This is a genomic window from Limosilactobacillus ingluviei DSM 15946, from assembly GCF_001435775.1.
Taxonomy (GTDB): domain Bacteria; phylum Bacillota; class Bacilli; order Lactobacillales; family Lactobacillaceae; genus Limosilactobacillus; species Limosilactobacillus ingluviei.
The window spans coordinates 1-20,705 of the sequence record NZ_AZFK01000083.1; the positions used below are offsets into that span (position 1 = coordinate 1).

General features: G+C 50.6%; 18 protein-coding genes and 1 pseudogene. 6 read left to right on the top strand and 13 right to left on the bottom strand.

Going from position 1 to position 20,705, the window contains the following annotated elements; all coding sequences use genetic code 11:
• Window positions 1-90: 90 nt before the first annotated feature.
• A pseudogene (gene tnpA / locus FC43_RS09055) lies at window positions 91-393 on the top strand (IS200/IS605 family transposase); the annotation flags it as partial.
• A 105-nt stretch (window positions 394-498) separates the two neighbouring features.
• Here tnpA (FC43_RS09055) and recQ read toward each other — a convergent pair.
• From recQ to FC43_RS09085, 7 genes are all read right to left on the bottom strand, one after another.
• The gene (recQ, locus tag FC43_RS09060; protein ID WP_019206588.1) at window positions 499-2,295 is read right to left on the bottom strand and encodes a DNA helicase RecQ; all 1,797 of its coding nucleotides are present in this window, start codon (window positions 2,293-2,295) and stop codon (window positions 499-501) included.
• Between the two features lie 128 nt (window positions 2,296-2,423).
• On the bottom strand, window positions 2,424-2,702 hold the full coding sequence (locus FC43_RS09065) for a helix-turn-helix domain-containing protein (RefSeq protein WP_019206587.1): 279 nt from the start codon (window positions 2,700-2,702) through the stop codon (window positions 2,424-2,426).
• 65 nt (window positions 2,703-2,767) lie between these two features.
• The gene (locus FC43_RS11450) at window positions 2,768-2,953 is read right to left on the bottom strand and encodes a type II toxin-antitoxin system RelE/ParE family toxin (RefSeq protein WP_338086426.1); all 186 of its coding nucleotides are present in this window, start codon (window positions 2,951-2,953) and stop codon (window positions 2,768-2,770) included.
• A gap of 241 nt (window positions 2,954-3,194) precedes the next feature.
• The gene (locus FC43_RS09070; protein WP_019206586.1) at window positions 3,195-4,358 is read right to left on the bottom strand and encodes an RNA-guided endonuclease TnpB family protein; all 1,164 of its coding nucleotides are present in this window, start codon (window positions 4,356-4,358) and stop codon (window positions 3,195-3,197) included.
• On the bottom strand, window positions 4,358-4,756 hold the full coding sequence (gene tnpA, locus FC43_RS09075; protein WP_040470070.1) for an IS200/IS605 family transposase: 399 nt from the start codon (window positions 4,754-4,756) through the stop codon (window positions 4,358-4,360). The genes FC43_RS09070 and tnpA (FC43_RS09075) overlap by 1 nt, the downstream gene beginning before the upstream one ends.
• A gap of 455 nt (window positions 4,757-5,211) precedes the next feature.
• Window positions 5,212-7,248 carry a right-handed parallel beta-helix repeat-containing protein gene (locus tag FC43_RS09080; RefSeq protein WP_019206583.1) on the bottom strand — a complete coding sequence of 679 codons (2,037 nt, stop codon included), beginning with the start codon at window positions 7,246-7,248 and terminating at the stop codon, window positions 5,212-5,214.
• 27 nt (window positions 7,249-7,275) lie between these two features.
• Window positions 7,276-8,727, bottom strand: coding sequence for an MFS transporter (locus FC43_RS09085; protein WP_056955432.1), 1,452 nt, complete (start codon window positions 8,725-8,727; stop codon window positions 7,276-7,278).
• 158 nt (window positions 8,728-8,885) lie between these two features.
• On the opposite strand from FC43_RS09085, the gene FC43_RS09090 reads away from it, so the two are divergent.
• The 3 genes from FC43_RS09090 (at window position 8,886) to FC43_RS09100 (ending at window position 11,027) form a co-directional block, all read left to right on the top strand.
• Window positions 8,886-10,067, top strand: a complete 1,182-nt coding sequence (locus FC43_RS09090) for a helix-turn-helix domain-containing protein (RefSeq protein ID WP_056955433.1) — start codon at window positions 8,886-8,888, stop codon at window positions 10,065-10,067.
• 78 nt (window positions 10,068-10,145) lie between these two features.
• Window positions 10,146-10,460, top strand: a complete 315-nt coding sequence (locus FC43_RS09095) for a PD-(D/E)XK nuclease family transposase (RefSeq protein WP_056955434.1) — start codon at window positions 10,146-10,148, stop codon at window positions 10,458-10,460.
• A gap of 6 nt (window positions 10,461-10,466) precedes the next feature.
• Complete coding sequence (locus FC43_RS09100) at window positions 10,467-11,027, top strand: hypothetical protein (RefSeq protein WP_156648377.1); 561 nt, start codon at window positions 10,467-10,469, stop codon at window positions 11,025-11,027.
• 43 nt (window positions 11,028-11,070) lie between these two features.
• Here FC43_RS09100 and FC43_RS09105 read toward each other — a convergent pair whose 3' ends face one another.
• The 5 genes from FC43_RS09105 to rbsK (FC43_RS09125) form a co-directional block, all read right to left on the bottom strand.
• Window positions 11,071-12,246, bottom strand: a complete 1,176-nt coding sequence (locus FC43_RS09105; protein ID WP_056955436.1) for an ROK family transcriptional regulator — start codon at window positions 12,244-12,246, stop codon at window positions 11,071-11,073.
• Between the two features lie 119 nt (window positions 12,247-12,365).
• Window positions 12,366-13,220 (bottom strand): aldo/keto reductase, encoded by an 855-nt coding sequence (locus FC43_RS09110; RefSeq protein WP_056955437.1) that lies wholly within the window; start codon window positions 13,218-13,220, stop codon window positions 12,366-12,368.
• 225 nt (window positions 13,221-13,445) lie between these two features.
• A complete protein-coding gene (gene fucP / locus FC43_RS09115; protein ID WP_019206577.1) occupies window positions 13,446-14,786 on the bottom strand; it encodes an L-fucose:H+ symporter permease in 1,341 nt (446 codons plus the stop codon).
• Window positions 14,787-14,811: 25 nt separating this feature from the next.
• A complete protein-coding gene (rbsD, locus tag FC43_RS09120; protein WP_019206576.1) occupies window positions 14,812-15,207 on the bottom strand; it encodes a D-ribose pyranase in 396 nt (131 codons plus the stop codon).
• Between the two features lie 23 nt (window positions 15,208-15,230).
• Window positions 15,231-16,154: a ribokinase gene (rbsK, locus tag FC43_RS09125; RefSeq protein ID WP_056955438.1), complete on the bottom strand. Its 924-nt coding sequence runs from the start codon at window positions 16,152-16,154 to the stop codon at window positions 15,231-15,233.
• Between the two features lie 556 nt (window positions 16,155-16,710).
• Here rbsK (FC43_RS09125) and FC43_RS09130 point away from each other — a divergent pair.
• Window positions 16,711-17,727: an aldose 1-epimerase family protein gene (locus FC43_RS09130; protein WP_056955439.1), complete on the top strand. Its 1,017-nt coding sequence runs from the start codon at window positions 16,711-16,713 to the stop codon at window positions 17,725-17,727.
• A 59-nt stretch (window positions 17,728-17,786) separates the two neighbouring features.
• Complete coding sequence (gene rbsK / locus FC43_RS09135; protein WP_056955461.1) at window positions 17,787-18,716, top strand: ribokinase; 930 nt, start codon at window positions 17,787-17,789, stop codon at window positions 18,714-18,716.
• A 690-nt stretch (window positions 18,717-19,406) separates the two neighbouring features.
• Here the strand turns inward: rbsK (FC43_RS09135) and FC43_RS09140 are convergent.
• Window positions 19,407-20,624 carry a phthiocerol/phthiodiolone dimycocerosyl transferase family protein gene (locus FC43_RS09140; RefSeq protein ID WP_156648378.1) on the bottom strand — a complete coding sequence of 406 codons (1,218 nt, stop codon included), beginning with the start codon at window positions 20,622-20,624 and terminating at the stop codon, window positions 19,407-19,409.
• Window positions 20,625-20,705: the final 81 nt, after the last annotated feature.

Below are 20,705 nucleotides of genomic sequence, written 5' to 3' on the forward strand. Positions count from 1 at the left end.
TCGACATTTGTTTAGCATTTTGGCGAAGTTCCAATTGCTTAATTCGTGACTGAACAATTATCAAACAAAATGAAGTCTATTCTACAATTGGTGGCTGACGACAATGACATTGTGATTGAGAAAATGGAAGTCATGCCCGATCACGTACACGTACTGATTAGTTTTCCACCTAGCAAAGCGCCAACCAGTGCTATCAAGGCCCTGAAAGGTAGAAGTGCTTTTATCTTCCTCAGGAGACATCCAGAAATCAGACAATCCCAATACTGGGGTGGTCATCTATGGTCGCCAAGCTACTACATGAGCACGTTAGGCAATATGAGCAAGGAAGTTGTCGAGCAATACATCAACAATCAAAAATACAACGAAACTAAAAAACGCCCTAACGGGCGCTAAAGGGGCCTATCCATTCCATGACTAAAGTCACGGGATTTCCGGCCAAACATCATTAAACTAACCAAAACGGTGACGACCAAGCATTGCTGGTCATCACCGTTTGTTTTATTCATCTCCGCGCAAATACTGTGCCACCACGGCGATCATCACGTCACCGTACTGACGTAATTTCACTTGGCCAACCCCGCTGACCTGCAGGAATTCAGCCGGGGTCTGCGGTTGCAAACGGGCCATGTCATGCAAGGTCCGATCCGAAAAAATGACAAAGGCCGGAACCCCTTGTTCGTCCGCCAATTCCCGCCGCTTTTGGCGCAGCCGTTCAAACAGGGCCGCTTGTTCTGGCGTTTCGACTGGGACTGCGGCCGCTTTTTTCACCGGCCGTGGTTCCACCCGCCGTTGGACGGTCGCTTGCCCGTGTAAAACGGCCCGGCCGGTCGGGGTGACCTTCACGACGGGGAACTGGCCCCCCTCTAACATTAAGTACCCCGTCGCCACCAGGTAGTCAATTAAGCGGTTGGCCTGGGCTTGCGAATAGTCCGTTAATTGATTGTAATGGGGCAATTGATCGCCTTCTACCTCGCGCACCCGCTGGTTGGTTGACCCCGTCGCAATCTGGGCGACCAGGGCTTTCCCGAAGCGGCCGTGCAATTCATCGACCACGGTAATCAGCACCCGGGCGGCCGCCGTCACATCTTCAACTTCGCGCTCGTCGAGGCAATTGCTGCACCGCCCACACGGTGGGCATTCCTGGCCAAAGTAGGCAACCAGGTTCTGTTGAAGACACTGGGGGGTATTAGCGTAGCTGGTGACAGCTTGCAGTTTGGCGTATTGCACCTCCCGGTAAGCTTCATCGGCGTCAGATTGATCCAAAAACCAGCGGTACTGCTGGAGATCATTGGGGTGATAGAGCATTACCGCTTCACTGGGGAGGCCATCCCGACCGGCCCGACCGGCTTCTTGGTAGTAGGACTCCAAATTTTCGGCACTGGTGGCGTGGAGGACAAAGCGGACGTTGCTTTTATCGATCCCCATCCCAAAGGCGTTGGTCGCCACAATTAAGGGCAATTGGTCAGCTAAAAAGGCGTCTTGGACCGCCGCCCGGTCTTCGGGCGCCATCCCCGCGTGGTAGGCCGCCACGTCAAAGCCCTGGTCCTGTAAATATTCAGCCAAGCTTTCCACTTTTTTGCGGGTATTGGCGTAGATGATTCCCGCTTCGCCGGCGTGGGCCTGCAAGTACTGGACGATGTATTGACGGTCCGGGACCTGCGGGTGGACGACCTTAAAGGCTAAATTGTCCCGGGTGAAGCTGGTAATCACGAAGTTGGCCGCCGGAATTGCCAGCTGTTCGCCAATGTCTTGGCGGACCGGCGGGGTCGCAGTGGCGGTTAAAGCCAAAACTGTCGGGTGGGTCGGCAGCTTTTCGATCGCTGCTTGCAGCTGCCGGTAAGCCGGGCGAAAATCATGCCCCCACTGGGAAATACAGTGGGCTTCATCGATGGCAATCAAATCAATGGGCAAAAAGGTCAGCTGATATTGAAAGAATTCCATCGCTAAGCGCTCCGGGGTTACGTACAGGAGCTTGAGCTTGCCCTCATACGCCTGGCGCAAGATCGGGTTGACCTCTTCTTTGGGAATCGTTGAATTGATTGCCGCGGCCGGAATCCCGTTTTGGCGCAAGGCATCGACTTGATCCTTCATCAGCGCTAGCAGCGGCGACACCACCAGCGTTACCCCCTTATTTAACAAGGCCGGAATTTGGTAGCAAAGCGACTTCCCGCCCCCCGTTGGCATCACCGCCAGGGTATTTTGGTGGTTTAAGACCTGCTGGATCACTTGGGCTTGGCCCGGGCGAAATTGCTCATAACCAAAGACGGTTTGTAAAATGGCTTGTGCGCTCGGCATTATTTTTCCTCCCTCGTTAAAAGCTTACTCTAAAAAACACGGTCAGAATCGGAAAGCTCTGACCGTACGCTCCTACTACTAAATTTACTGCCCCGTTGCATGTCCCGGACTTCTCCGCAACCTTAATTTCATCCTTCGAGCGCCGGTTTCAGTGGCGTTAAATTTAAGGTCACCCTCATCCCTAAACCGGAAGCATAACGATTTAATGTTTCCAATGACGGAACTGAATCTAAGCGTTCGATTTTGGCTAATTGCGATTGACTCATCCCAATCCGCTCTGCCAGTTCGCGTTGGGTTAGGCCACTTTTAATGCGCTGCACATGTAAGGCGGCTAAAGTGTCAATTACCGAAAGTTCCTCTTTAGAAATACTAGTAATGCTGTTTTTACTCTTTTCCCAATCACCCATTTCGGTGTCTCCTTTCCCAATCATCAATTAAATTCAGCGCCCGCTCAATTTGCCGTGGATCAGTTTTATTTTGTTTTTTTAGTGTAGTGGCTTACCAATAAGAACGCTTTACCGTCCCAAGTGGTATAAAAGACCCGCTCTGGAAGTGGCCGTAATTCCCACAATTTGTGACGGTAACCCTTCAGAAACTTCGCCTGAGGCATCCCAAGATTAGTTCCTAATCCCTTTAACAATTCAATTTGATACGCCAATTTTTTTAAGACGGCGACATCTTGCTTTTGACTACTATGCGCTAAACGATCATTGAACTTCTCCCACTTAGCTAAACCTAACGGTTTGAACGCTTAAAGTGGGAGATTCTGAGAACATCGCATACTTACACTACCGTTCTCAAAAGAATTTCGTGCAGAGGTTACGACTATTAATCGCTAGACCTAACGGCCTAGAGAGGGACGGCGCGTTCCGAGCCTTTCCTCTAGGATGTGGATTACTTTAGGCTAACCCACGAGCCAAAATATTTTGAGCTGCATTCACATCGCGGTCTAAGTGGGTACCGCAACTTGGGCAATCCCATTCGCGAACACTCAACCATTCAGATTTATTAAGCCCCAACCGATGGTTGTTTTTCCCACAGTGGGCACAGAGCTGACTAGTGTAGTATGGAGCGATTTGGATTAGTTGCTTATCGTACCATTCGCATTTATACAACAACATGGTGACCAGCTTTGCCCAACTAGCGTTGCCAATGGCTCTTGCCAACTTGTGATTCTTCATCATGGCTTTGACATTAAGCTTTTCTAACACAATCACATCATAGTTGCGTACCATAGTTGTAGTTAGCTTATGCAGTTGATCTTCACGTTGGTTCTTGATCTTTTGCTTATACTTAGCCACCATGACACGAGCCTTTTGATAGTTTTTGAAATCGCTTAACTGTCGTGGAACAGGAACCTTATTGTGTTCATCCCACGCAATTGCCTTTTTGGCTTCGCGTCGACGACGAGCAGCACGACGTTCCCAATAGTGGAGCTTGCTTGCCAGCTTATCTTCATAGTGGTGAATTGGTTCTTTATAGCCATCTGACAGATTCAGCAGGGCCTTGAGGCCCAAATCACCACCAACTTGTTTCCCGGTTTTAGGCAAGGCTTGGTTTTCGCTTTCTACTAAAACCGAGGCATAGTATTGCCCGGCGCTATTAATGCGTACAGTAGCGTTAATGATCCGCCCTTGTGGCAGTCGACCAGCCCGAAAATACACTTGTTTAAGGATTGGTAACTGAATATGGTGGTCGTCGATGATCTTAATAGAGCCGCTCTTGGTACGGTAACTTTGCGCATACTTCCGCTTTTTAAACTTTGGCCGCTCATTCTGGCCTTTGAAGAATCGCTGGTATGCATCGTTTAAATCACGGCTCACACATTGGAAAGCAGAAGAGTCTACATCTTTCAGCCAGGGATATTCTTCTTTCAAACGTTTTAGCAAATTATTCATGCCAAAAGTGTTAATGAACTTAGCCTTTGGATTATTTACATATCGTGAAATATGCATGGTAAGCATCTGATTCCAAAACCAACGCATGCATCCAAAAGTACGGGCCAACAGTACCTGCTGGTCCGGTGTCGGATACAATCGTATTTTATAGGCTTTTTGAACCATTATTTTATCCCTTGATTTTCGATGTATTTTTTAACGACTTCAAGCGGCGCGCCACCAGTGCTAATTAAGCAATAGCTTTGGGTCCAGAAAGCTGATTTCCAAAGGTATTGCGTAATTTCTGGGAACTTCTTCTTAACCATCCGTGAGGATGACGACTTATAGGCATTTAGAAACTTGGCAATTTCAGTATGCGGTGTCGCTCTGAACAGGACGTGAACGTGATCGACATCATGGTTCCATTCTTGTAGAGTTACGCCATAGAATTCACCAACGCGTACGAATTGGTGTTTAAGGTACTCCGACACTTCGTCGTTTATTACCTTACGACGGTACTTAATTACCATCACAAGGTGGTAATTCAAAAGATATACTGAATGTTGATTACGGTCTAATTTCACTGTTATCACAACCATATTATTTAATTACACTTAATATAACATAGTGCAAAAGAAAAAGCACTACGTGCTTTAGAAGGGGCGATTCATCCCCCGCTTATTGAAGCGGGGGTATTCTCGCTCATTAACGATAAATTCGCCAATTTCACTTTTGCCGTGCTGATCATGATAGTAATTAACTTCCATGGTTACTGACCTACATTTCCTTTCACGTATTTATGATAACACGTTTGCAATCAGGCACGGACAAAAGGGCACGCTTTTAACACCTCTGGCGGGTGCAACCTTTTATGCGCGCCGCTGACGGCCAACGTCCCCCTTACTTTATATATACGCGTTTTAGGGTCAAAAATAGCGAAACAATTTTATTTTTTTGTTCACCAAAAAGGACCGGCGCCCACAGCCGGTCCTTTGGTATTGGTTTTGTTTGAGTAGGGAGTACTAGCGGAGGATGGTTTTTAGATCAATTTTTGACCCGCTTCCGACGCACTGGCAAATGGCCCGGCAACCGTCTTGACCCCGACCCGGGCGTGACCAAAGTAGTCTTGGTCGAAGGTAATTGGTGTCCCGTCCGGGTTTTCGTAGCGTTGTTCTGGTTCAAAGGCTTCACCCAGCGTCGCCGTTGTAATAATTCCTTGGTGCGCTTGCAACTGCTCAAAGAGGTCCGTCTTTAAGTACAGGCCATCAGCGCGTTGTTCCACCGCCACGTCGACGGGACCGTCTACGACCAAAGCATCGGTCTCGTGCACACTTGGCGTGGCCCCACCGAAGTAGACGTTGCCGCCTTCGTAAACCGGCAGGTGACCATAGTAACGGTCGTTGTTTGGCGCGTAGATGTTTTGGTAGCCTTCAAATTGCTTGATCCATTCTTCGTAGACAGGGTAATCGTTGAAGACTTGGCTGCCGACCTTAAAGTTGTAGTCGTCCCATTCATCTGGTTCATCCGCCTTGCGGGCTTCTAAAGCCTTGATGCTGTCCCGCAGCGGCTTTTGCACGAAGATATTGTTGTAGAAGCGGTCATCCCCATGCAAGAAGCTCATGAAACCAACCACTTGGGTCCCGTGAGGCACGTGGTATGGGGTGTAGCGGTCCGATGGGACGTTGACCGAGTTATTATTGGTCCCCCGCCCAACGGCACAGAAACTCCCGGCAATCAGGTTGTGAACCAGCGCGACCCCTTGGGCTGCCAAACGTAACGACCGATCTGACAGCATCAAGTTGTTGTCCACCAGGGTTGGCCCGTGGGAAACTTCGACCCACAAGTCTTCCCCCAGCCCCATCAACAGGCCGTCGAGCGTATCTTCGTTGACCTCAAAGTCAAACGGCAAGGTGTTGTCGTAGAAGACGTTTTGGGAAACCCGCGTCCCTTGGGCTTGCCAGTCCAGCCAAATCCCCCGGTTGTTAAAGTGGATTTGATTGCGCCTAATGATCACATCGATGGCCGCGTGGAGCTTGATCCCCCCGGTTTCGGCCCCGCCCAGGTTCTGGCGGATGTTGTTGCGGTCAATTTCGTTGTCTTCAATCACCGAGAAGATGCAGCCCAGGTGACCCACGATCCCGGCTTGACCGTTATCGTGGATGTGGTTGCGCCGAATCACGTGCGAACCAATGTGATCCTTGTCCCAGCCTTCGTAGGAAGCTTGCAGAACGGCTTCCCGTTCAGTCTGAGTTCCGTCCTTGAGCTTGGTCTTCAGCCACTTGTTATCGTTGTTGGGTTGCAGGTACTTCCCTAAGGAAATCCCGACACACTTGGAGTTGGCGATGTCACAGTCTTCGATGATCCAGCCCTTGGACCAGTGCGGCCCAATCATCCCGTCTTGGAAGGCCGTCGGCGGCGCCCATTGGGTGGCAGCTTTGTTAATCGCAAAGCCGCTGACCGTCAAGTAGCCGATCCCTTCTTGTTGCGGGAAGAAGCATTCCTTACGGACATTGATTTCCACTTGGGCCGTCGTCGGATCGACGCCTTGGAAGTTTGCGTAAATCACCGTTTGATCAGCCGCAGCATCTTGTTCGGCATACCAAGTCAGCAGGGTCTTTTCGGGTTCAAAAGAGCGCAGATACGGCTTGGGATCCTTCACAGCTGCCAAGCTGGTAACTTCGTACAAGGCCTGGTCGTTTAAGTAAACTTCCCCGGTGTGGTGCACCGTCCGGCCGTCAAACCAGTCCCCGGCTACGCGCGTCGTGTACGGGTTGTAATCCCCAAACAAGGAGTTATCAATCCGGGTCACCCAAACATCACCGCTCACTGGTTCCCAATCGGTCACCGGTTCGGCCCCGGTAATCACTGCCCCGAAGGGTTCGACGGAGCGGTATTCAATCCGGGCAGCCGCCGTGCCGGCGTGCTTGGGGTTAACATTTTCCCGGTACACCCCGGGGGCCACTAAGACGACGTCGCCCGGTTGCGCGACATCGGCCGCCGCTTGAATCGTGGTAAAGGGGCGCTTTTCGCTCCCATCCCCGCTCACCGGGGCGTTGACATCAACATAAAGCTTCATTGTGCTTTCTCCTTTCGTTAACTTGGGCTACTGGTTGCGCCGCGCTTCGATTTCGTGGTTGATCCGGTCAACTTCAGTGTCACTCAAGCTGTACTTGCTCATGATCCACATCGCTACCACGGCCAAAACAATTGGCAACCAGATCATAGAAATCGTGATTCCGTTCAAAGCCGCCGCTGATTGGGTCGCTTTGGTTCCGTCAAAGTGACAAAAGGCGTTGATGTAACCTGGGATGATCCCCCCAAGGGCCAACCCAATCTTAAAGAACAGCCCCATCAAAGCGTTGATAATCCCAGCCACCCGCTTTTGGGAAGTGTATTCGCCGTACGAGATGACTTCTGGAACCAATGACCACATGTAGCCGGTCGCCGCGGTAATCCCCCATTGCATGACAAACCGACCAACGTAGCCCAGCCAGATTTGATCCTTCAAACCTGGGAAAGACCAGATCCAAAGCAAGAGCGTCCCGATGATAAACATCAGCAAGAACAGGTAGAAGAAGTTCTTCTTCCCGAATTTGCGTCGCACGATTGGCCACAAGAAGACCAAGAAGATCCCCGGAATCGAGCCAATCAGGTTAACTGACGCCATCCATTCGGAGTGCCCGATGTTGTATTGCATGTAAAAGGCCCAAGAAGTGTTACCGAAGAACATGAAGGTAAAGGCAATCAAGAAGAACCAGCCTAAGACCTGCAGCGGTTTGTTACGCCGCAGCTCGTTCCATAGGTCGGAGAATTTAACCGCATCAGTTTCTTCGGCCGTTGGCAAGACCCGTTCTTTAATCCCAAAGTAAGTGCACATCAGCATGATAAACCCGATCACCATGTAGATGGACATAACCTTGAAGTAGGCGCCGGCCGCCTCAGGCGAAGCGTAGTTCCCCAAGTTCAGCTTGATCCCAAAGAACCCAATATCTTTTAACTGCTTCGCAGGGGAAGCCATTTGAACAAATAATGGCAAGAACGTGTACACTAACAGGTTCCCAATGTTGGCTTCCGTCATCCGCACCGTCGTCAAGGTTGATACTTCATCGTTGTCCCGGGTCAAAGAAGCGTTTAAGGACCCGTATGGAATGTTAACCAAAGAGTAAATCAAGGCCGTGGCCAAGTAAGCAACGAAGGCATAGACGACGCTCCCCCGGACCGCCGGAATTGGCAAGAACAGCATCGCACTGCACAGGGTCAGCGGAATCCCAAAGTACAGCAAGAATGGCTTGTACTTGCCGGCCTTAAAGTGGCTCTTATCAACCACCGTCCCGATCCACGGATCCCAAAAGACGTTAACCCACCGGACAATCAGAAAAATGGTCGCCCCGGCCGCCGCCGAGATTCCAAAGACCGTCGTCAAATAGAACAGCAACATGGACCCAATCGTCCCGAAAATCAAGTTTTGGGCCAGGTCCCCAGCCCCATAAGCAATTCGCTCGCCCCATGACAGCTTCGCGAATTCGTCAACCTTTTTAGTAGTTGGCGTCTCCATTCTTTGTCACACCTTTCTAAGAAAACAACCCTCAATAACAGTCACGTGACAATTAGTTGGTTATTCGAACCAACCATTTGATTATATTTTAAGAAAGCGGTAACATATTTGAATGAAGCAATCAAACTTTTTTTGAACGAAAAAGGGGTAGCGCTACCATGAGTCGAATTGAAAACTTTCTCAAGGCCCTGAATTTACCGGCGGGCATCTGGCGCCAAGCAGCGGGAGAATCGACCTTAAAATTCAAGCAAGGCGGTCTTTCCACCGCCACAATGCAAGCCATCATTACGGCCCAGCCAACGAAACCGGTGGGCTTCTTGCGCCACAGTTCTTCCCTCTACAGCTGTGTGATTCAGCACCAAGACCAAATCATCTTGCTGGGGCCAACGATCATTACTGACGTCAGCCAACTGATCGGCCAGCGCGGGCAAGTCCTCTTCTTGCCCCGCTTTTTAAACACCGCTTCGCTCACCACTGAGCAATTTTGCTACCAGGTGCTGACTTTGTTGGAATTGGCCGCCACCCCGCTGCCACTGGCGACGATCAAGGCTGCCTTTCAAGCCGCTTCCTTTGCCAATACCTTTGGGGCCAAATTCACCAACCTTCAGTTTACCGCCGACGCCAACCACGTCAATTACTATTACGAACGAGCGGTCAAAAAGGCGATTGCCCAGGGGGACATCGCTGCCTTACCGACGATTTTTAAGAACAACCTCAATTCCGGCCGGGTCGGCGTCTTAGCGGAAAATGACGAATTGCGCAGCGTCAAAAACTGGGCGATTATTTCCGTTTCGGTCAACTTGCGGGCCTTTTTCACCGTGGGGATGGATTACGAAATGGCCTATTCTTTAAATGACCAGTACGTTCGCGATATTGAACGCCTGCAGAGCCAACACGAAGTCCTTGCCGCCATTGAACGGATCGACGTCGATATGGCCACCCGCTGCAAAACCTTGCTCTCCGCGAAAATGACCGCCCCGATCAGCAAAGTTTTTTGGCGGCTGATGAAAGATCCCACGACTGCTGTCACCATCACGGATTTAGCCCGGGCCGTTGACCTGTCCACCCAGTACTTGGGGACCAGCTTTAAAAAGCAGGTCGGCGTTTCGATCAATCAGTTCCGCCAATTGTGCCGGATCAATTACGCGATCGAAGACCTCTTAGACTCTGACCTCGCAATTGGCGAAATCGCGGCCAAATATGATTTTGCCGACCAAGCCCACTTCTCCCGCGTTTTTCACCAGTGGACCGGGGTTAGCCCCAAAGCCGCCCAACAAGACCGGCGAACGATTACCGATTGGAATCTCTACGACTACCTGTTTCAGCCGGGCAAAAATTAAATTATTTATCCGCAACAATTTGCGCAAAAAAACGTATATATAAGATGGGGGGATTGATTAGAAGTAAGGAGGAGCTAAATGAACGATTTTTTAACACCAATCGAGCGGCATTACGCGACCAAGTGGGAGCAAATGACGATTTTGGACGATCCGATCTTTGGCGCCGTCATGGAAAACGAGCGGCTCTGCCAGGAATTATTACGCCGGGCCCTGCCGGAATTAAAGATTGACACAGTGAAATTAGTGGAACGCCAGCACACCATTGTCGGCACCCTGACTTCCCACGCCGTCCGCTACGATGTCTACGTCCGTGACAACCGCCAACGTAACTTTGCGGTGGAAATGCAGATCGCCGACCAAAAGAACCTGCCCTACCGCTTGCGCTACTACTAAGACATGATGGACACGGAACTGCTACGCCCCGGGGAAGACTACCGCGCCCTGGCCAAGCGGCCGACCTACGTGATCATGTTCTGTGCCTTTGACTACTACGACCAGGGAGCGGCGCGCTACGAATTTGGCAACGTCAACTTGTTTGACCGCCGACAAGAAATGGGCGACGGTCGCAAAATTGTCGTCTTTAATTCCAAGGCCAAGCACTTTGAGCACGCTAGTGAAATCCGCACATTCCTTGACTTTATGGAAAAGCGGCCCAATACTGAAGATAGCTTTATCAACGACGTCCAAACGACCATTGAATTAGTCAAAGGCAACAAGGAAAGGAAGTGGGCCTACGTGAAGTTTGAAGCAGACTTACAATACCGGTTGAACCAAAGTCGGGAACAAGGGATTCAACAAGGGGAAAAACAAGGCCAAGCTAAGAGTGCGACTGGGATCATCAAATTCCTCAGCGCCCAAGGACAGTCCGCGCAAGAAATCGTGACCAATTTGGCCCAGATGCTAAATATCTCCCCTGAGCAAGCCCAACGCTACTACGAGCAAACCATGGCCCACGCCTAAAAAATCGCGGCACGACCACTTTTCGGTCGCGCCGCGATTTGCCTTATTCAACATTTTTAACTTCCTTTGGCCACTTGAGGATCAGCGAGTAGTCCATCATCCCCAAGACAACGTGGATTGCCACCGAGCCAGCCCCGAGCAATGAGGCCATCTTCGAACCATGAATCATCGCTAGCGAAATCTGCGATGGCAAAACCATCTTGGCGACCCATTGCTTAACGCCATGGTAGATTTCCGGAATGGCTTCCATGATCGGCGCATTGAAGTACACCGCCCGCGGGCCATAATTAATCATGGCGTTATAGGTAACCTTGCCCAGTTGGTTCACCATCTCATCGACAATTGCCACCGTTTCGCGGTCGCCTTGATGATAGAGTTCAGCAACCTTGGCGATTGAAATGTTGGGCAGTTGTTTTACTCGCTGGACCTTAGACAAGACCGCCCCTTCAGAACACACGTCTTCGACCTTGACTAAGTGGTCGCCTTCCACCACCAGCGACCGGCCAATTTCACCGGCAAAGCCTTCGTTGCCCGCGTACAAGCGTTGGTTCGCAATGATGCCAGCCCCAATCCCGCGGTGAATGCTGATGGTGACCAAATTATCGTACCGATCCGAAGCCCCAAAGTCGCGTTCAAACACCGCTGCCATATTGGCTTCGTTGGCCAAGACCACCGGCACGGCATACTTATCCTGGTAGTATTGTTCCAGGTCGATCCCGCCTAACTCAATGAAGGGCGAGTCGGTAATCCGGTTGTCGACGATCACCCCGTGAATCGAAAAGCCAATTGCCAAGAGACCGTGCAGGGTCGTGTTGTGACTGAGCATCCGATCCAATTCCGCTGAAATCAGCTGCATAATCGCCAAAATATCCCGCTTGGGCAAATCAATCTCCCGGAAGCTGATAATTTCCCCGTTTAAGTAGTTAAACATCGCCCGCAGATGACTGGTGCCAATTTCAAAGCTGGCGACAAACCCGTATTCGCGGTTTAAGCGAATCAAATTGGGCCGGCGCCCGCCACTTTTGGTTGACTCCCCACTACCCAGTTCTTCAATAAAGCCCTCCGCCTGCAGTTCATTGTACAACGATGAAACCGTCGATTTGTTAAGGTTCAAACGGCTCGCGATCTCCGCTCGTGACGTCGCTTCATGATTAAAAAGTTCTTGCAAGACCCGCCGCCGGTTGGTCAGCCGCAAGCCCGCCCGTTTATTTCCTGCCATTTTTCAATGCTCCCCGTTTAAGTTAGTTTATTAATTATACTAACACGCGATAAAAACAAATGCTACTCCGATTACCCTAACCTATGTACCAGGGCGCCCTTCGCCAGGCGGCCTACCGCTTAACGCGTGTACGGGTACTGTTCCCCAAATTCATAAACCATTTCTGGTTCCTTGCTGATCCGGTGGTTCCAATTCAAACCATCAATTTGGGCCATCTCAGCGGGCGACAATTCAAAATCATAGATTGCGGCGTTCTCTTGGATCCGCGCGGCGTGGGTCGACTTCGGAATGATTGCGACGCCGTTTTGTAAGTGCCAGCGCAAGATCACCTGGGCACTCGATTTGCCGTGGGCCGCCGCGATTTGTTGCAAGACTGGTTCGGTCAAAAGCTGCCCCCGCCCAAGTGGCGACCAGGCCTGGGTAACAATCTGATGAGCCCGGTTGAATTCAAGCATTGGCTTTTCGCTTAGCCACGGGTGGCATTCCAATTGGTTGACGACCGGCATTTCGTTGGCCTGGGTCGCCAAGTATTGCAAGTGGATCATCCCGTAGTTGCTGACCCCAATTGACCGGGTCAACCCGGCCTTTTTCAAGTCTTCAAAGGCCCGCCAGGTTTCAAAAAAGTGGGTGTGGATTGGCCAGTGCACCATCAATAAATCGACGTAATCCATCCGCAGTTTCTTAAGCGATTCCTTCACTGAAGCAATCGTTGTTTCATACCCCTGGTTAGCTTCGTTCACCTTGGTAGCGATAAAGAAGTTGTCGCGGGCCACGTTTAAATCGGCTAAGGCCTGCCCGAGCAAGGCTTCATTTTGATACATTTGGGCCGTGTCAAACAGCCGGTAGCCGGCTTCATAAGCAGCGTGGACCGCCCCGGTCAATTCCGCTTGGTCCGTAATTTTGTAGATACCAAACCCTTCTTGCGGCATTTGGTTGCCATCGGCTAAGGTCAATAAATTGTTTTTAATATCCATAATAAATCCCCGTCCTTTTTCTTCCATTATAGCAAATCAATCCGGATGAATTTCGCTTTTACCATATTTCCCGGGAAATACAAACGACCCCGCCACTGGGGCAGGGTCGCAGAATTGGATTGTAGTTATTCTAGCGGAGTATTTCTAGAATGATTGTTAGTGCATTATGGGGCGGGGAATGCCCACCACCCGAATGGTTTGTTTTAGTAGATTAAGGTTGATTGTTTAGGCGGCCTTGGCTGCACCCTTCTTGTGTTCAGACAGGAAGAACCACAGGATCAAAGCAAAGCCGATTGCAGGCACGATGAAGGATAATTGCATCGAACCACTCAGGTCGGAAACCCGCCCCATGATCACTGGGACAAAGGCCCCACCGACTAAGGACATGACCATGAAGGCCCCACCAGTTTCGGTGTGTTGCTTTTCGGTCACTTGGTCTAACCCGTGCGCGTAAATCGTTGGGTAAACCGGCCCGAAGAAGAAGCTGGTAGCTACGGCCCCCCAGATAGCGATTGGGGAGTGAATCGTCGCCGTCAAAATCAAGACCACCGTTCCAAGCAGGCAGTACCAGATCATGACCTTGGTAATCGAGAAGCGTTCCATCAGCCAGTTAGCGCAAAGCTTCCCAACGAACCAAACCCCGTAGGAGATGATCATGTAGTTGGTAGCCGCGTGGTCGGTAATCCCTGGGATAATCCGCAAGGCCAGCCGGATCGTAAAGGACCAGACACAAGTTTGGATCCCCACGTAGAGGAATTGCGCCCCCACCGCCTTCATAAAGCGGGTGTTGTGCAGCAAGTAGTTAATTGATTCACCCAGGGATGGTTGCTTAACCCCGGCCCCACCTTGTGCAGCCGCCAGGTCCGTCTTGGCCTTAGCGTATGGCATCTTGGTAATGGCAACTAAGACTAAGAGTACCAACAGGACAAAGAGGATGTACTTGTATGGCTTCAGGGTCAAGAGCAAGACTTCCTTATTAAAGGCCGCCTTTTGCGCGGCGCTCAAGCCGGCACTTTCGGCTTCCAGGTTGCTGTGCCCACTAAAGATCAAGTACTTCCCAAGGATGATCCCCATTGCGTCCCCGAATGGAATCAGGGTTTGGGAAATGTTGATCCGCCGGTTAGCGGATTCTTGGGGTCCCATCATCGTCGAGTAGGTGTCACAAGACGTTTCCAGGAAGCTCAGCCCGATGGCAATCACGAAGATCGCGGCTAAGAACATCCCGTAAGTTGCCATGTGAGAAGCCGGGAAGAACATCGCACAACCAATGATAAAGAAAGTCAAACCGGTCATAATTGCAGTCTTGTACGTGTTCTTCCGAATAATGTAGGCCGCGGGCAAGGCAATCAAGAAGTACCCACCGTAAAAGGCCGATTGCACAAAGGCCGTCGCCGTGTCACTCAAGGTAAAGACGGTCTTGAACTGGGTGATCAAGATGTCATTTAAGGAAGCAGCCATCCCCCACATTGGGAAGATCAATGAAACTAAGACGTATTGCCAAATTGGCGTTTTGCTCAGGTACCCGTTGTCTAACTGGACCCAAGATTGCTTTTTCAAACTATCCATGATGGAAAATTTCCTCCTAAGGTCACTAGAATGTCACACCAGATTCAAGGATGATGTTGGAGTAAGGCGTCGCTTCCCCGGTCCGAATAAAGGCGTGGGTCTTGGCCAAACTCTTCTTCAAGTCGCTGTGTGGCATGAATTCAATTTCCACGTTTGGCAAGGCTTGCTTAATGTTGGCCAATTGGGTCGGGTTTTGGTCCTTGATTTCTTCGGCCAAGTAGATCTTTTGGACGGCCATTTCCGTTAAGACGTTTTCCAAGACTTGCATAAAGGTTGGCAACCCTTGTTCCACGCACAGATCAATCTTCTTGGTTTCCATTGGGACCGGCATCCCGGCATCACCAATGGACAGCCAGTCCATGTGGCCCATGTCGGCTACGACTGATGCAACTTCTGAGTTTAAAATTCCTGACTTCTTCATTTTTAAATCCTCACTATCTCTGATTAATCATTTGCCAACGCCGCCGTAACTTCCGCTTCGGTTGGAATCGATGGCATCGCTCCCATCCGTTGGACCGTCAGGCTGGACGCCCGTTGGGCATAGCGGATCGCGTCGGCCAGGTTGGTCATTGTCGGATCGAGCTGGGAAATCAAGGCCCCTAAGAAGGTGTCCCCGGCCGCCGTCGTGTCCACTGCCTTCACCTTGAAGGCTGGCACGATGCCGTGGTCATCCTTGGTGGCAAAGAAGGCCCCCTTGGATCCCAGCGTGATCAAGGTCGTCGTAACGCCCTTGGCTTGGAACGCTTGCGCCGTTTGCACCAATGATGCTTCATCCGTGATTTCAATCCCGGACAAGAGGGCACTTTCCGTTTCGTTGGGCGCAATCACATCGGTGTAGGCCAGCAGTTCCGGCAAGATTTCCTTAGCCGGCGCCGGGTTCAAGACCGTGATCACGTCGTGGGCCTTGGCCGTCTTGAAGGCCGCCAGGGCCACTTCTTGCGGCGTTTCAAATTGCGTCACCAAGAAGTCGACTTCTTCCATCAGGGCATCGAGGTCCTTCAGGTTAGCCGTCGTCATGGCTTGGTTGGCGCCCCCGTAGACCATGATGTCATTTTGGCCATTGGCATCCAAGGTTACCAAAGCCGTCCCGGTTCCGTGGTGGGAGTCATTACCAATGTGGCTGGTGTCGATGCCGTCGGCTTGCAAGGCTTCACGCATGAACTTCCCTTCCGCGTCCGTGCCGACCATCCCAATAAAGTAGGTCTGCGAACCGGACCGCGCTGCTGCGACGGCTTGGTTGGCACCCTTGCCCCCCGGAGCAGAACTCTTATCCTTAGCAGCAAGCGTTTCCCCTGGTTCGGGGAAACGTTCCATGTGGTAGGTCGTATCAACGTTGATACTTCCCAAAACGGCAACCTTGTTTGACATACTCTCCATCTCCTACTTTTCAAATGATCCAATCAGTCGAGATATTTAAAACGTTTTACATATCAGCGATGGTGCTAATTTACCATCGCCCGAAAACGATTGCAAATTCACCATTGCACATTTTGGCCGCTTTTCGTAACTTTCGGGGCAGCTCATCGCTTTGGTAAACTGTTTTACCAAAGTTTATCCATTTTTAGATAATTTATTTTTTTGTAGTTACTATTGATCTTTAACAGACTTACTTAATTGATTTAATCTCCGACTTGTTTTTTATTAATAAACTTCCGCTTGAAGCGATCACTTATCAATCACAAGTATAGGTGCCCTACCCCCGGTCGCAAAGCGTTTTCATAGTTGTTTCATTTCGGGACATTTAACCCGATCAATCCCGGGCAGCGCTTACAAATCTTAACTTTCACAATCTTTTGGGACCGCTTTCCATTTCTGGCAGGCATCGCACCTTCATAAACCCTTTTACTTTTTATGACTGGCTATTTACAATTGAATTTGTAGCGCTTATGATGAAAGCGGATACATTTACGAAGGAGTTTTTTGTATGAAGAAGTTTAACTTAAGCCACGCCATGTTTAACCCCACGTCCTTTACCCTGTATCAAGACGCGGATTTCACGGTCGAAACCTTTACTTATCCATCCGGGGTAGAAGCCCTCAAGCTTACCAACCACCGCGGTTATCTGACCGTCTTGCCGTTTTATGGGCTGATGATTTGGGACGCTGTCTTTGATGGGATCAACCTCAAGGAAAAAGACGGCTTCACCTATCCGCGCTTCGGCCAGCAAATCGCCGATACCTACGGGGCCTTTGAATTCAATTCAGGCTTGCTGGCCAGTGGAAACCCGAGTCCGGAGGATGACCACGTCCAACACGGCGAATTCGCGACCGCCCGCATGGATCATGCCGCCTTATTGATTGAAGACGGCCAACTGACCGTTCAAAGCGACTACGAATACATCAAGGGCTTTGGGGATCATTATTTAGCTACCCCGTCGGTCACCATATTTGCTGACAGCGGCCTATTCGATCTTGACATGCACGTTAAAAACCTGTCGCACGCGGCCCCGATGCCACTGCAGTACATGTGTCACCTCTGCTACGCCTACGTTCCTGGCGCAACGATGACGGCCAACGTGCCCGATGAAGCCTTCCAGCTGCGGACTTCTGTCCCGGCCCACGTTCACCCGACGCCGGAATGGACGGCCTTTACCGATGAACTGCAAGCCAGTGGCAAGCTGATTGACAAGCTCGACGACGCCAGCCACTACGACCCCGAAATCGTCTTTTTCTCCGATGACTTGTCCAAGTATACGGACACGGCCGAGTTCCGGGTTGAATTGGGTGATGGTCACACCTTCTTGACCAAGTACCCAACGGCCGACTTGCCGATCGTCACCCGTTGGATCCTCTACAACGGCGACCAACAAGTCAACGCCTTTGCCCTGCCCGGCACCTCCACACCTGAAGGCCGCCTGGCCGCTAAGCAAGCCGGGACCTTGATTATGTTGCCACCACAAGCCGAAAAGCACTTCCACGTCCAAACCGGGTTGGAAAAGTAATGTCTGAACACTAATGATGAACCTCAGTGCAACCTGAGGAAACGAAGGGAATGATCACGATGATGTACGATGTATTGGTAATTGGCTCCAACATGATGGAATTAACCACCGAAATTGACCGGATGCCGCAACTGGGCGAAACCGTAGCGGCCCCCAACTTCCACATGGCCTTTGGCGGCAAAGGGGCGAACCAGGCCGTGGCCGCCGCGAAATTAGGCGCCAAGGTAGCGATGATTTCCAAGGTCGGCGCCGACTCCTTAGGCCAGGCCTACCTCGCCCACTTTAAACAAACCGGCATCGACATCAGCGGGGTCAGTGTCGGCACCCAATCCAACGGGGTCGCGCCGTGCTTCATTCACGGCAATATGAATAGCATCATCGTAGTCCAAGGGGCCAACAGTGAATTGACCCCGGCTAGTCTGGATGATTACCACGCCCTGATTAAAAACGCCAAACTGATCGTCTTACAACAAGAAATCGACTTGGCAACTAACTACCGGGCTATTGACCTGGCGGAACAATACGGCGTTCCAGTCCTGTTAAACCCCGCCCCGGCCAACGACGACTTAAATCTGGCCCACGTCACCAAGTGCGAATTTTACGCGCCCAACGAAACCGAACTGGGCCGCTTGACCAAGCGGCCGGTCGAAACCCTGGCCGAAATCACCACGGCGGCCAAGGAACTCGTGGCTCAGGGGGTCAAGAACGTGATTGTCACGATCGGGGCCCGCGGTGCTTTGTGGGTTACTAAGGACCAAGAGCTGTTGATTCCGTCCTACCAGGTCCCGGCCGTCGATTCGATTGGCGCCGGCGATTCCTTTATCGGGGCCTTTGCCTACTATTACACCCACGGCGAAGACATCCCAACCGCCCTCCACCACGCCAACACCTACGCAGCGGTAACCGTGACGAGGAAGGGCAGCCAAACCTCCTACCCAACGGCCGCTGAGTTACCGGCCTTGCAAGCTCAACTAGGGATTCAAAGCTAAGTCAAGCGGCCCCGGCACCATTCCATAGGCGCCGGGGCCGCTTTTTATTTCCCGGGAAATTTCCGGCAGCACTTTGCGGACACTGGTCGTTTTTAACACCAAGACGAAGCGCAAAAATACTATGATCAGTTGGTCGTTGCTAGTCAACCCGTGATTCGTTTCAATCGGATCTATGAAAGAGTTCGTGGACCAACGCTTGGTATTTTACAAAGCTCGTAAAAAAAGTCTTATCGAAGGGGATCCGGAAGTTAAAAAACCATCCCGCAACTGACAGTGACATCAGAAGCTCAGGGTGTTTCTGAAAGCAAGATTAATGCTATCACCGCTGAGCTTCAAAAAGATTTTAGTAAAGACCCTGAGGAAAGCTTTGAAGAACTGCTAGCCCAAGAAAAACTGAATTCACACTAACAGCAAAGCGGCTGATGGTTCCTGTTCCATCAGCCGCTTGTTTGGTTTTGTTGTTACTAATTCAGAAGGAGTGGCTTTTAAAACTGGTTCAAGGTTTTAAAAGCCCGCTTCGACTCGCTGGCTTCCCAATTAACCATTGAGTCACTTGCACTAGCTCACCCCAATTATGCAAAACAGTGAACTAGTGCCAACATTGCATTTATTCAAATTGATCAGTCAACCTGATCAGCATTTTCCCGTTCTTCATTCCAAGTTTTTTTGAAAGGTGCAGTGCTTTCGATTTCATGAATCCCCCCTTTCAGTAAAGGTTAATAGCATTAATCTCATCATTTCCATCACCGCTTGAGCCAACTTAATTTCAACCGGTGTACCAATGACATTCGCAGCCAAAGTCAACGCGCCCGCAAACGACGAAACCGCAATTTGGTAGCGAGGCATCTGCCGAAACCCTCCGGTAATGAAGCAGTTTGCGATTTCTCCGGCCCCAAAATCAAGCTTGCGTCGATCTATAATCGCTAAATTTGTATATGCAATATCTCGCACGTGGTAATTAGCTTCAACTTGCGCCTGCAAAGCTGCTAAACTGGCTCCTTGGTCAAGCTGCGCAAGCATCGACCGGAAAGATTCTAAAAATGTTAATTCTGCCTTTTGCTTTACCATTTGCGTATGCAACCGGCTAGCTACCGTAAACAACGAAGCCGTCCGTCGTGCCGGAATTTGCACATTATACCGCCCCGTTAAGTTTTGCACCCGCAGCTCCGCTTGGGTTGGCGCCGCAAGATATTGACGCATGTCAGTTGGACAAGCTAACGCTAGCTGCTCTGTCTCGCAAAACTGTTGCACCGCTTTACCAAAGGCCGCCATCGTTACATCGTTGATCGTCAAACCAGCTGCTTTTGCCGTTTGATGCAAGTGCGCGAACTGAGCTTGGGAAAGCTTCGTATGAATTACCTCATAACGCCGTGAATCAACCGCAGTTCCTGCCAAAGCCGGCAAGGATAACGGGTGCGCTGGGTGGTCATCATTCTCCTTCAGTTGCGATCGATGAGTTGTTAACAAGTGGCGAATCGCTGCAATGTCAGTATGGTTAACCAAATGTGAAATTTCTTCTCCCCGGTACGCTTGCGCCAATAAATAAAGCAGTTCTTTAAAGCCCGCTCCATCCGTCAAGATATGACTGATATAGATCACCAACTTAACCGGGCTCAAGTACAGTTGCCATTGGGGGCCCCGCTCCCAGTCCAGTTGGCGGGCCACTTCCTCATCAACCCGGTTAACCAGGTGCACCGTTTGCTCTTGCCCACCAGGCAAAGGAACAAATTGGTTGTTCGTTAACTGGTAGCGACAAGTCAACTGAGGGACGACCTGCTGGACCTGATCAACTGCTTCAAGAAAGCGTTGGGTATCCAAAGCCGTCCGCAAGGTTAATTCCGCTCGAATAATCGGGTATAAAGCATCAAAACCAACGGTGTGCAAAATGTTTAGTGGATCCTCCATCATTACCTCCAGCTCACTTTTATGTAAAAAGGGCGACTCAACTAGTGATTAACCTTGCCGATTCACTAATTAAGTCGCCTTTGT